The sequence below is a fragment of the Pseudomonas sp. AP19 genome (assembly GCF_001728855.1).
In the GTDB taxonomy this organism is placed as follows: Bacteria; Pseudomonadota; Gammaproteobacteria; order Pseudomonadales; family Pseudomonadaceae; genus Aquipseudomonas; species Aquipseudomonas fluorescens.
In genome coordinates this window covers 1-12,431 of record NZ_LXJP01000037.1, presented here as the reverse complement: position 1 = coordinate 12,431, position 12,431 = coordinate 1, and the positions used below count along the sequence as shown (strand labels likewise).

The window sequence follows — 12,431 nt, the reverse complement described above, 5'->3', positions numbered from 1 at the left end:
GGCAGATACGATACACCTGACCCGGCTAAACAGTAAGGCTTCGCATTGCCGCATGGCGAAAACACAGGGGTATAAAGATGAGAATGGGCCAATGTGGGAGCGGGCTTGCTCGCGAATGCGGTGTGCCAGTCAGCACATGTATTGGCTGACCCACCGTATTCGCGAGCAAGCCCGCTCCCACACAAGCCCGCACACACAGGAAATATCCTGTGTGTGATCAGTGCTTGGCGGCGGCGAGGATCAGGGCTTTCATCTCGGCGACCGCGCCTTTGAAACCGACGAACAGCGCATGCGCCACCAACGCGTGGCCGATGTTCAGTTCGTTGATGCCCTTGATCGCGGCGACCGCTTCCACGTTGTGGTAGTGCAGGCCATGGCCGGCGTTGACGATCAGACCTTCATTCAGGCCGCAGTTGACGCCCTCGACGATGCGCTGCAACTCGTCAGCGACTTCGGTCGGCGTGGTGGCGTCGGCGTAACGGCCGGTGTGCAGTTCGATGGCTGGCGCGCCGACACGACGCGAGGCTTCGATCTGGCGCGGGTCGGCGTCGATGAACAGCGACACTTCGCTGCCGATCTTCGACAGGCGTTCCACCGCGGCTTTGATCCGCGCTTCCTGGCCGGCCACATCGAGGCCGCCTTCGGTGGTCAGCTCCTGGCGGGTTTCCGGCACCAGGCAGATATGCGCCGGGCGGATGCGCTCGGCGAACGCCATCATTTCTTCGGTCACGCCCATCTCGAAGTTCATGCGGGTTTGCAGCACGTCCTTGAGCAGCAACACATCACGTTCCTGGATGTGCCGGCGGTCTTCGCGCAGGTGCACGGTGATGCCGTCGGCGCCCGCTTCTTCGGCGTCCAGCGCAGCCTTGACCGGGTCAGGGTAACGGGTGCCCCGGGCCTGGCGCAGGGTAGCGACGTGGTCGATGTTGACGCCAAGAAGAATGCGATTGCTGGTGGTCACGGAAGCGCTCCTGAAAAGGGAAAGAAACGGTGCACAGCATACACGGGGATGTCAGGGCTTTCGAAACAACTCGCGACTGACCAGCGGCCGTCCGCCCAAATGCACCGCCAGCGCCTGGCGCATCAAACGCTTGGCGGCGGACAAGGCACCTGGCGCGCTCCAGTCAGCTTCGCTCATGGCCAACAACTCGGTGCCCTGGAACAGGCCCGGTTGCAGCAGGTAGACGCGTTCAAGCCCGGCATCGACTTGCAGACGGTACATGCCGTCGGCGGCGATGGGGTCGCCGTGCAGGTCGTTGCTCAGTTCAAAGCCGTAGCCGAGGTCGTCAAGCAGGCGCCATTCAAAGGCGCGCAGCAGCGGCTCCAGAGGGCGCCCTTCGGCCAGGGCTATCAGGGTGGCGGCGTAGTGATCGAAGACTGCCGGGTGCGGGTCTTCGGCGGGCAGCAGGCGGATCAGCAGCTCGTTGAGGTAGAGGCCACTGAACAGCGCCTCGCCATTGAGCCAGGCGGAGTTGCCGACGCTTTCCAGCCGGCCGACGTTTTTCAACTCGCCCTTGCCACGAAACTCCACGTCCAGGGCCACGAACGGCCGCGCCAGCGTCCCCGCCTTGCCCCGCGCGCTGCGCAAAACCGCGCGCAGGCGACCTTGGGGCGTGATGAAGTCCACCAGCGCGCTGGTCTCGCGGTAGGCGCGGCTGTGCAGGACGTAGGCGAGTTGGCTGGGAGGTGGGGATTGGGACATGGGTTCTCACTGCTGGCATGCATTTTTGAAAACTACACAAACCTAATGTGGGAGGGGGCTTGCGCCCGATGGCAGTGTGTCAGTCACGTACTTGCTAACTGACCCACCGCTATCGGGGGCAAGCCCCCTCCCACATTTTTGCCCTGCGGTGTCCTTACAGGTCGCCGTAGCCCAGAGAGCGCAACGCGCGCTCATCATCGGACCAGCCACCCTTAACCTTCACCCACAGGTTAAGCATGATCTTGGAATCGAACAGCAATTCCATGTCCTTGCGCGCTTCGGTGCCGATGCGCTTGATGCGCTCGCCCTTGTCGCCAATGATGATTTTTTTCTGGCCGTCGCGTTCGACGAGGATCAGCGCGTGGATATGCAGGGTTTTGCCCTGCTGCTTGAACTCTTCGATTTCAACGGTGATCTGGTACGGCAGCTCGGCACCCATCTGGCGCATGATTTTCTCGCGTACCAGTTCGGCGGCGAGGAAACGGCTGCTGCGGTCGGTGATCTGGTCTTCCGGGAAGAAGTGCTCGTTCTCCGGCAGGTGCTCGGCGATCACGCGTTCCAGGGCCTCAAGGTTGTGGCCGTGCTGGGCCGAGATCGGGATGATCTGGGCGTTCGGCAGTTGTTCCTGCAGCCAGCTCAGGTGCGGCATCAGTTCGGCTTTGTCTTCGATACGGTCGGTCTTGTTCAGCGCGACGATCAAAGGGCCGGTGACGTACTGCACACGTTCCAGAACCATCTGGTCTTCGTCGGTCCACTTGGTGCGGTCGACCACGAATATCACCACGTCGACGTCTTTCAACGCCGCCGAAGCGGTCTTGTTCATGTAACGGTTAAGGGCCTTTTCGCCGCCTTTGTGCATGCCCGGGGTGTCGACATACACCGCTTGCACAGTGCCTTCGGTCTTGATACCCAGCATGTTGTGGCGAGTGGTCTGCGGCTTGCGCGAGGTGATCGCCAGCTTCTGGCCCAGGATGTGGTTCAGCAGCGTGGACTTGCCCACGTTCGGGCGGCCGACGATGGCAACATAGCCACAGCGTGTTGCGGTTGAATCAGTCATGGCCATTCTCCACGCCCAGGGCAATCAGTGCTGCAGCGGCCGCTACCTGTTCGGCAATACGACGGCTCACACCCTGACCTCGGCTTTTTTCATTCAATAAGGTGATCTCACATTCCACGAAAAATACGCGGCAATGCGGCTCACCCTGGATATCCACCACTTCGTAGCGTGGCAGTTCGCAACCACGCGACTGCAGGTATTCCTGCAGGCGGGTCTTGGGATCTTTGTTGGTGTCGACCAGCGTCAGGCTTTCGATCTCCGAAGCCAGCCAGGCGACTACGCGCTCCTTGGCGGTCTCCATGCCTGCATCGAGGTAGATCGCACCGATCAACGCTTCAAGGGCATCGGCCAGGATCGACTCGCGACGGAAGCCACCGCTTTTCAACTCACCCGACCCCAGGCGCAGGTACTCGCCCAGGCCGAAACCACGGGCCAGCACGGCCAGGGTCTCACCTTTGACCAGGCGCGCACGCAGGCGTGACAGCTGACCTTCACGCGCTTGAGGGAAACGCTCGAACAGCGCCTCACCGGCGGCAAAGTTAAGGATGGCATCACCGAGGAATTCCAGGCGTTCGTTATTACGCCCGGCAAAACTGCGGTGTGTGAGGGCAAGGACCATCAATTCCTGATCCTTGAAGGTGTAGCCGAGCTGACGCTCGAGACGGCTTAAAGAAACGCTCACGGTTTACCCATATCTGTTTGGTGGCACCGGCGGCCATCGACGATTGACGCAGTGTTCAAATTCAAATCCTGATTGGTGTCGCATGGGGCCGGGCCATGAATTGTCCCCACCCCAGAAAAGCATTCGGCGCTGTGTTCACAGCGCCGCCTGTATTACTTGATCAGCCCGACCCGCGAGAAGTTCGGCAGGTGGCTGAGTTTGGGTTCCGGCCAGCTCATCCAGACAGCAAAGGCCTTGCCGACAATGTTCTCGTCGGGAACCATGCCCAGCAGGTCCTTGGGAATGTTGGGGTCATCCCAGTAACGGCTGTCGTTGGAGTTGTCGCGGTTGTCGCCCATCATGAAGTAGTGCCCGGCCGGCACTTTCCATTCGGTGTCAGGCGGTGAACGGTAGCGGGTCATTTCCTTGCGGATCTGGTGCTCTACCGCCCCGAGTTTTTCCTGGTACAACTCGGCACTGCCCAGGGTGTTCGGCTCGGCACCGATCAATTTCTCGGCCACCGACTCCCCGTTGACGAACAGACGCTTGTCGCTGGTGTAGCGAATCACATCGCCCGGCAGGCCGACCACGCGCTTGATGTAATTGACGTTCGGGTCGCTAGGGTAGCGGAACACCATCACATCGCCGCGCTGCGGATCACCGACCGGAATGACTTTCTTGTCGATGACCGGCAGGCGGATCCCGTAGGAAAACTTGTTCACCAGGATGAAGTCGCCGACGTCCAGGGTAGGTTTCATCGACCCCGAAGGGATCTGAAACGGCTCCACCAGAAATGACCGCAGCACCAGTACGATGAACAGCACGGGAAAGAACGACTTGCCGTATTCAACCAGCAAGGGCTCTTTGTTCAGCTTCTCGATCACCACGACATCGGGCTGGCTGACGCTGCCCTGATAGGACGCGATAGCCGCCCGCCGACGCGGGGCGAAGAACACCAGATCGAGCAACGCCAGGAGACCGCAAACGGCAACGGCGATGACCAGCAACAGCGGGAAATTTAGTGACATAGGACCTAACTATCCAACCTGAGCACCGCAAGGAAGGCTTCTTGTGGAATTTCCACGTTGCCCACTTGCTTCATGCGTTTTTTACCGGCCTTTTGCTTCTCAAGCAGTTTGCGCTTACGGCTTACGTCACCGCCGTAGCATTTGGCCAGTACGTTCTTTCTGAGTGCCTTGACGGAGGTTCGCGCAATGATCTGCCCGCCAATGGCGGCCTGGATCGCGACGTCGAACATCTGGCGCGGAATCAGTTCTTTCATCTTCTCGGTCAGCTGACGACCTTTGTAGTGCGCGTTGTCCTTGTGCACGATCAGCGCAAGCGCATCGACCTTGTCGCCGTTGATCAGCACATCCAGCTTCACCAGATTAGCCGATTGGTAACGGTCGAAATGGTAATCCAGCGAAGCATAGCCGCGACTGGTGGATTTGAGACGGTCGAAGAAGTCCAGGACCACTTCGTTCATCGGCAAATCGTAGGTCACTTGCACTTGGGTACCGAGGAACAACATGTCGTGCTGTACGCCACGTTTTTCGATACACAGGGTAATGACGTTGCCCAGGTGTTCCTGCGGGACCAGGATATTGGCCCGCACGATCGGCTCGCGCATGTCTTCAATGGAGGACAGATCTGGAAGCTTGGACGGGTTATCGACGTAAATCGTTTCACCGGTTTTCAGCGCCAGCTCAAAAATAACCGTTGGCGCGGTGGTGATCAGGTCCAGGTCGTATTCGCGCTCAAGGCGCTCCTGGATGATTTCCATGTGCAGCATGCCGAGGAAGCCACAACGGAAGCCGAAGCCGAGAGCGTCGGAGCTTTCCGGGGTGTACTGCAACGACGAATCGTTGAGCGTCAGCTTTTGCAGGGCTTCACGGAAGTCTTCGAAGTCGTCGGAGCTCACTGGGAACAGGCCGGCGTAAACCTGCGGCTGGATGCGCTTGAAGCCCGGCAGCACGTCTACATCAGGGGTGGAGCTCAAGGTCAGGGTGTCACCGACCGGCGCACCGTGAATGTCCTTGATACCGGCGATGATGAAGCCAACTTCACCGGCCTTCAGGTCAGTGGTAGCGGTGTGCTTGGGGTTGAACACGCCGACGCTGTCCACCAGGTGGATCTTGCCGGTGGATTTAACCAGGATCTTGTCGCCCTTCTTCACCCGGCCGTGGCGCACACGTACCAGGGAAACAACCCCCAGGTAGTTGTCGAACCAGGAGTCGATGATCAACGCTTGCAGCGGATCTTCGTAGTTGCCGGTAGGCGCAGGAATGGTCTTGACCAGGCGTTCGAGCACTTCATCGACGCCCAGGCCGGTCTTGGCGCTGCACTCGACGGCGTCGGTGGCGTCAATGCCGATGATCTTTTCGATTTCTTCTTTAACACGGTCCGGATCGGCCTGGGGCAGGTCGATCTTGTTCAGTACCGGCATGACCTCAAGGCCCTGCTCGATCGCCGTGTAGCAGTTGGCAACGGACTGAGCTTCAACGCCCTGGCCGGCGTCAACCACCAGCAAGGCGCCTTCACATGCCGCCAGCGAGCGGCTGACTTCGTAAGTGAAGTCAACGTGGCCGGGGGTGTCAATGAAGTTCAGCTGGTACTTGATACCGTCTTTGGCGGTGTAGTACAGGGTAACGCTGTGGGCCTTGATGGTGATCCCGCGTTCACGCTCAAGGTCCATGGAGTCCAGGACCTGGGCTTCCATTTCACGCTCGGCAAGGCCGCCGCACATCTGGATGAATCGATCGGCCAGCGTCGACTTGCCATGGTCAATGTGGGCGATGATGGAGAAATTGCGGATATGACTCAAATCACTCACGGATCAACACTCAAAAAGGCTGCAGGCAGATTGCCCGCTGAAAAATAGCCGGGAATTGTACCTGATGCTCAGGCCGGGCGTCATCTTTGCTGACCAGAACAAAAATGCCCCGTTCCTGGGAACGGGGCATTTTTTGTTCATAAGCGCCGAATCAACCGGCCCGACGCAACAGCCAGAACCCGGCCAGGGCGCAGATGGCGGTCGGCACCAGCACCGCAAACAGCGGCGAAAAACCGAACACCAGGCTCGACGGGCCCAGCAGGTCCTGGGCGATACGGAAGGTAAAGCCCACCAGCACGCCGGTGAACACCCGCTGGCCAAGGGTCACGGAACGCAACGGGCCGAAGATGAACGAAATAGCCATCAATACCAGCGCGGCGGTGACCACCGGCTGCAACACCTTGACCCAAAATGCCAACCAGTAGCGGCCGTTGTTCAGCCCCTGGTCCTTGAGGTAGTGGATATAGCTCCACAACCCGGAGATCGGCAGCGCTTCCGGGATCATCACCACGGTGTTGAGCAGCTCCGGCTTCAGGGCGATGTCCCATTGCTCGGACGGCACATTGATGACTTCGGTGCTGGCCTTGTTGCCCTGCCCTACATTATGGAAATAAGTCGTGGTGACGTCGTACAGCTCCCACTTCCCTTCATCGTACTGCGCGCGCCTGGAGAAGCTGGAGGTCAGCATGTGCCGCTCTTTATCGAACGTATAACGCGTCACACCCACCAACAGACCGCCCGGCTGCACGGCGTTGATGTGGATAAATTCATCACCCTGGCGGTGCCACAGGCCGTGCTTGGCGCTCTGCGCATCCCCCGACCCCTGGGCCAGGGCGCGATTGGCCTGGGCCGTGGCTTCGGTGGGTGGCGCGACGTATTCGCCGATCAGCACACTGCAGGCCATCAGCAACAGCATGGGCTTCATCACCGCCCAGACGATACGGCCGATGGAAACACCGGCGGCGCGCATGATGGTCAATTCGCTGCTGCTGGCCAGGCTGCCCAGGCCGATCAGGCAACCGATCAGTGCCGCCATCGGCATCATGTCGTAGAGACGGCGCGGCGCGGTCAGCGCCACGTAGCTCAGCACGGCCGTGACCGTATAGGTGTCGGTGACATTGCCGACTTCATCAATGAAGGCGAACAAGCAGGCCAGGCCAAGGATGATGCCCAATACCGCCAGGATGGCGATCAGTACGCTGCTACCAATGTAGCGATCGAGCTTAGCCACGAGCCAACTCCTTCAGGCCACGACGGCTCTTCATGTTCAAACGGATAGGTTCCCAGTAGAGCAGCCCCAGGCCGATCGCCAGGAAGACGCCGTGCACCCACCACAGGCCGAGCGCCGGCGACAGGTTGCCCTTCTCCAGGGAGCCACGGGCGGAAATCAGCAGGGTCAGGTAGGCCATGTACAGCAGGATCGCTGGCAGCAGCTTGAGGAAACGGCCCTGACGCGGGTTGACGCGCGACAGCGGCACCGCCATCAAGGTCACGATAAACACCAGCAGCGGCAGGGAAATTCGCCATTGCAGTTCCGCGACGGAGCGCAGTTCCGTATTGCCGAACAGCGACGACGTCGGGAGTGCGTCGCGGTCGGTGACCTCTTCGCTGATCTCCGGCTTGGCCAGCATTACGCCATACGTGTCGTACTTGATCGCCCGGTAATCAGCCAGCCCTGGGCTGCCGTCGTAACGAAAGCCATTTTCCAGGATCAGGTAACGGCTGCCGTCAGGGCGTACTTCCTGGCGCCCGCTGTTGGCCACCAGAATCGAGATCCCACGGTCTTTCTGATTCTGCCCGAGGTTTTTCTGGGAAATAAACACGCCGCCCAGGTTGGAACGGTCATCGGTCATGGTTTCGGTATAGGTCACCCGCGTACCGTCGTTGAGCGCTTGAAAGCGCCCGGGCTCGAGGGTGTCGAACTCGGTCATGGCATCCTGCTTGTTCAGCAGCAGCTGGAACTGCATGGCGCCCTGGGGCGCCAGGCTCATGCTCAACCACGCCACCAGCAGGGCAACGCCGGTCGCGGGCACCATGGTCATGGCCAGCAGACGCTGCTGGCTCATGCCGGTGGCCGAAAGCACGGTCATTTCACTTTCCAGGTACAACCGGCCATAGGCCAGCAGAATGCCCAGGAACAGGCCGAGCGGCAGGATCAGTTGCAAAAACCCCGGCAGGCGAAAGCCCATGATCAGGAACAATGAGCCCGGGTCCAGGGCGCCCGAGGCGGCCTGGGCGAGGAATTTGACGAAACGACCACTCATGGTGATGACCAGCAATACCGCACTCACGGCACTCAGGGTCAACAGGACTTCGCGGGACAGATAACGGAAGACGATCAAACCAGACACTCCAGGGTTGTCAGGCTAAGGCGGCCAAACAAGCAAGCATACCGAGTCGACCCGTTTACACGGGCCGGCTAAAAAGATGGCGCATTATCCTGTGATTGACCGCGCCTGTCACGGTGCTTGCTCATGCACGTGCACAAAGCGTGCGGCAAGGGTTGTCAGGCTCCGCCGGCGAGGTTCAAACTGCGGCCTTTGTCGCGGGCGGTTTACACAGCTGCCTCGCTTTAAGCCTGGGTACACAGACTCCAGGCTCACCGACCTTATATAAGGGACCCGAAAATGGAATTGGTTGTAAAAAGCGTTAGCCCCGAAACGTTGAAAACCGCCACCCTCGTGGTCGCCGTCGGCGAAGGGCGCAAGCTCGGCGTCGCCGCCAAGCAACTCGACGAACTGAGCGGCGGCGCCATCAGCGCGGTCCTCAAGCGCGGCGACCTGGCCGGCAAAGTCGGCCAGAGCCTGCTGCTGCAAAGCCTGCCTAACCTTAAAGCCGACCGCGTATTGCTGGTGGGCGTGGGCAAGGACGCCGAACTGGGCGACCGCCCGTTCCGCAAGATCATCAGCACCCTTCTCACCACCCTTAAAGGCCTGGGCGGCGCCGATGCGGCACTGGCCCTCGATGAAATCGTAGTAAAAGGCCGCGACAGCTACGGCAAGACCCGCCTGCTGGCCGAAAGCCTGTTGGACGGCGGTTACGTCTTCGACCAGTTCAAGAGCCAGAAGGCCGAACCGCGCGCCATCAAGAAAATCACCCTGCTGACCATCAAGGCCGCCCAGGCTGAAGTCGAGCGCGCCGTCACCCACGCCACTGCCATCGCCAACGGCATGTCGTTCACCCGCGACCTGGGTAACCTGCCGCCGAACATCTGCCACCCAACCTACCTGGGCGAACAAGCCAAGGCGCTGGGCAAAGAGTTCAAGGGCTTGAAGGTTGAAGTGCTGGACGAGAAAAAGATCAAGGAACTGGGCATGGGCTCGTTCTACGCCGTGGGCCAGGGCAGCGACCAGCCGCCACGCCTGATCGTGATGCAATACAACGGCGGCAAGAAATCCGAGAAGCCTTACGCGCTGGTGGGTAAAGGCATCACCTTCGACACCGGCGGCATCAGCCTCAAGCCGGGCGCCGGCATGGATGAGATGAAGTACGACATGGGCGGTGCCGCCAGCGTGTTCGGCACCCTGCGCGCCGTGCTGGAGCTCAAGCTGCCGATCAACCTGGTGTGCATCCTGGCGTGTGCCGAGAATATGCCGAGCGGCGGCGCCACCCGTCCGGGCGATATCGTCACCACCCTGAGCGGCCAGACCGTCGAGATCCTCAACACCGACGCCGAAGGCCGCCTGGTGCTGTGCGATGCGCTGACCTACGCCGAACGCTTCAAGCCACAAGCGGTCATCGACATCGCCACCCTGACCGGTGCCTGCATCGTCGCCCTGGGCTCCCACACCTCGGGCCTGCTGGGTAACAACGACGAGTTGATCGAGCAACTGCTCAGCGCCGGCAAGGCTGCCGACGACCGCGCCTGGCAGCTGCCACTGTTCGACGAATACCAGGAACAGCTCGACAGCCCGTTCGCCGACATCGCCAACATCGGCGGGCCGAAAGCCGGCACCATCACTGCGGCCTGCTTCCTGTCGCGCTTTGCCAAGAACTTCAACTGGGCCCACCTGGACATCGCCGGCACGGCCTGGACCAGCGGCGGCAAGGACAAGGGCGCCACTGGCCGTCCGGTGCCACTGCTGACCCAATACCTGCTGGATCGCGCCAAAGCCTGAAACTGAAGATTCCGGGGCGGCCCTCGCGCCGCTCCGGTCTCAGGAACCGCAATGACCCAAGTCGACTTCTATATATTGCCCAGCGCCGATCCCTCTGCGCGCCTGGACTTTGCCTGCAAACTCACCGAAAAAGCCTGGCGCATGGGCCACCGCATCTACCTGCACTGCAGCGATGCCGCCCAGCGTGAAGACCTCGACGCCCGCCTGTGGCGCTTCAAGGGCGAAAGCTTCGTGCCCCACGGCCCCGCCGAGTCCGAACCCGAAGGCCTGATTGTGTTGGGTCTGGGCGACAACTGCGGCAGTCACCATGACCTGCTGGTCAACCTGGATCTGAAAGTACCGGCCTTTGCCAAGGCTTTTGCCCGTGTGGCGGAAGTGGTGGTGGAAGACCCGGCTATTCGTCAGGCTGCGCGGGAGAGTTTCCGTTTCTACCGCGAACAGGGCTATCCTCTGCAAGATCACCGGCTACAACGACTTTGAGCACATGATGGACACTCCCAACCCGATTAAAAAAGACGACCACTTGCTGGACGACCTGGAGTCGATCCGTCAATTGCTCGGTGATGACGACTTGCAACCGCCGCTGCTGACCGAAACGGTCGAGGGTGAGGTACAGATTCCGCTGTTGTTCGACATGGTCGGTGGCAAACCTGCCGCACCTGAACCTGTCACACCAGCCCCCGCTGCCGAACCGGCACCCGCCGCAGAAAAAGCGCCCGACGCGTTGCTGCAGCACCTGGACAATGAACTGCGTGCCGCCGCGCAACTGATCATGCAGGATGTGATCGACGACTTTGCCCCGCATATTGAAGCCGAGATCAAACGGCGGATGGATGCGCGGATGGAGCGGTTGCTCAATCAATATCAGTCTTGATCCAGGAGTATGTCCAGAATGCCTGTGTCGCGACGCGGCCGGTGCCAAAAAGTGGGCACGTATCGACTCACATCATGACCTGGCCGCCTGTCGTAACTGGTATTTCTAACAGTAGATGTCCCAGCGATTAAGGACAAAGCTCATCTGAAATTATCCCTCGTCGGAGATTTACATGATGGGCGTTCCCACTCTGTTCTATCCAATTACCGAATGGACACCTGTGCGCTTCCCGATTTTCTTCGGCGAAGGAACTCCAGGCCAACCTGTCTCCATATGTCAATCAGGTACCGGTCTAGTCGTTGCACAAACAACCGTCGATGAAAACGGTAACTGGCTGACTCAATCCGATATAGCGCTACCTTTGGGCCCCTATTCTGTCTCCGCCTATTACGACCTGAGCCAAGGGTATGCACCCAATCTTGCCTTTCACGTTGGCGACCCTTCTCCAATGGCAGGAAACGGCCCCTCCGAGTCAGATAATTCCCCCGTTCTCACCAGCCTGACTATCGTTGACTCCCTTCGCCCGTGGCTTACAGGGACGGCACCACCGAATGCGACTGTGGTGATTGCCCATTCGGGTGGCAGCGTTTACTACGCTTCAGTGGGTGCGGACAGTAATGGCTATTGGGAAGCCACGCCGACTACTGACCTTGTCGTTGATGCCAATAACTGGGTAGACCTTGCGTTGATCGCGAATGATGCCGGGGGCAACGCTTTATCGCCTTGGGTGGGTGTTCAGTTGACGGTTTTATTGACGAGCACTGGGGACGGCGCCATGGCCGATGGCACCCCACCTGTCATCAACAGCCCGGCCAACAACAGCTCCGTCCAGACAGTCCGACCAACATTCACCGGCAAAGCCGCGCCCAACGCCAGGATTGGTGTGCACAATGATGCCGTCAACGTCTACTACGGCGATTGTTATGCCGACGCCAACGGCAACTGGACCTACCCATTTCCTCAAGATCTTGCTCCTGGCCAGGTCACGTTGAAGTTCGGCCAGTTCAGTCAATCCGCTAGGCTATCGGCCGATACGGCCCATACGCTTAACATCGCACTATCTGGTTCTGGCAACGCCTTGCCTTCCGGCAGCGCGCCTCAACTCACCAGCCCCACCACCGTCAATTCACTGCGTCCCTTACTGACCGGCAAAGCCGCGCCCAATGCCATCGTCTATGTTTATCTC

At 60.0% G+C, this 12,431-nt stretch carries 12 protein-coding genes; 4 read left to right on the top strand and 8 right to left on the bottom strand.

The genetic code is table 11. The features are described from left to right. Positions 1-217 precede the first annotated feature (217 nt). The 8 genes from pdxJ to lptF all read right to left on the bottom strand — a co-directional run bounded on the left by pdxJ (position 218) and on the right by lptF (position 8,595). Complete coding sequence (pdxJ, locus tag A7D21_RS22750) at positions 218-961, bottom strand: pyridoxine 5'-phosphate synthase (RefSeq protein WP_053254576.1); 744 nt, start codon at positions 959-961, stop codon at positions 218-220. Positions 962-1,012: 51 nt separating this feature from the next. Then, entirely contained in the window at positions 1,013-1,702 is a 690-nt protein-coding gene (recO, locus tag A7D21_RS22745; RefSeq protein WP_053254575.1) for a DNA repair protein RecO, read from the bottom strand. 154 nt (positions 1,703-1,856) lie between these two features. After that, positions 1,857-2,759, bottom strand: coding sequence for a GTPase Era (era, locus tag A7D21_RS22740; protein ID WP_038851274.1), 903 nt, complete (start codon positions 2,757-2,759; stop codon positions 1,857-1,859). Next, the gene (rnc, locus tag A7D21_RS22735; protein ID WP_017136295.1) at positions 2,752-3,441 is read right to left on the bottom strand and encodes a ribonuclease III; all 690 of its coding nucleotides are present in this window, start codon (positions 3,439-3,441) and stop codon (positions 2,752-2,754) included. The genes era and rnc overlap by 8 nt, the downstream gene beginning before the upstream one ends. A 152-nt stretch (positions 3,442-3,593) precedes the next feature. Next, positions 3,594-4,448: a signal peptidase I gene (lepB, locus tag A7D21_RS22730; RefSeq protein ID WP_053254574.1), complete on the bottom strand. Its 855-nt coding sequence runs from the start codon at positions 4,446-4,448 to the stop codon at positions 3,594-3,596. 5 nt (positions 4,449-4,453) lie between these two features. Continuing rightward, positions 4,454-6,253, bottom strand: coding sequence for a translation elongation factor 4 (lepA, locus tag A7D21_RS22725; RefSeq protein ID WP_003210439.1), 1,800 nt, complete (start codon positions 6,251-6,253; stop codon positions 4,454-4,456). A 151-nt stretch (positions 6,254-6,404) separates the two neighbouring features. Then, the gene (gene lptG / locus A7D21_RS22720) at positions 6,405-7,484 is read right to left on the bottom strand and encodes an LPS export ABC transporter permease LptG (RefSeq protein WP_069552757.1); all 1,080 of its coding nucleotides are present in this window, start codon (positions 7,482-7,484) and stop codon (positions 6,405-6,407) included. After that, the gene (gene lptF / locus A7D21_RS22715) at positions 7,477-8,595 is read right to left on the bottom strand and encodes an LPS export ABC transporter permease LptF (RefSeq protein ID WP_053254572.1); all 1,119 of its coding nucleotides are present in this window, start codon (positions 8,593-8,595) and stop codon (positions 7,477-7,479) included. The genes lptG and lptF overlap by 8 nt, the downstream gene beginning before the upstream one ends. 285 nt (positions 8,596-8,880) lie before the next feature. Between lptF and A7D21_RS22710 the strand changes: the two genes are divergently transcribed. From A7D21_RS22710 to A7D21_RS35495, 4 genes are all read left to right on the top strand, one after another. Continuing rightward, positions 8,881-10,371 (top strand): leucyl aminopeptidase, encoded by a 1,491-nt coding sequence (locus tag A7D21_RS22710; RefSeq protein WP_069552756.1) that lies wholly within the window; start codon positions 8,881-8,883, stop codon positions 10,369-10,371. Between the two features lie 51 nt (positions 10,372-10,422). Then, positions 10,423-10,851: a DNA polymerase III subunit chi gene (locus A7D21_RS22705; RefSeq protein ID WP_053254570.1), complete on the top strand. Its 429-nt coding sequence runs from the start codon at positions 10,423-10,425 to the stop codon at positions 10,849-10,851. 7 nt (positions 10,852-10,858) lie between these two features. Further along, the gene (locus A7D21_RS22700) at positions 10,859-11,245 is read left to right on the top strand and encodes a DNA polymerase III subunit chi (protein WP_069552755.1); all 387 of its coding nucleotides are present in this window, start codon (positions 10,859-10,861) and stop codon (positions 11,243-11,245) included. Positions 11,246-11,417: 172 nt separating this feature from the next. Beyond that, the coding region (locus A7D21_RS35495) for a hypothetical protein (protein WP_141718258.1) at positions 11,418-12,431 on the top strand (1,014 nt) is incomplete at its 3' end.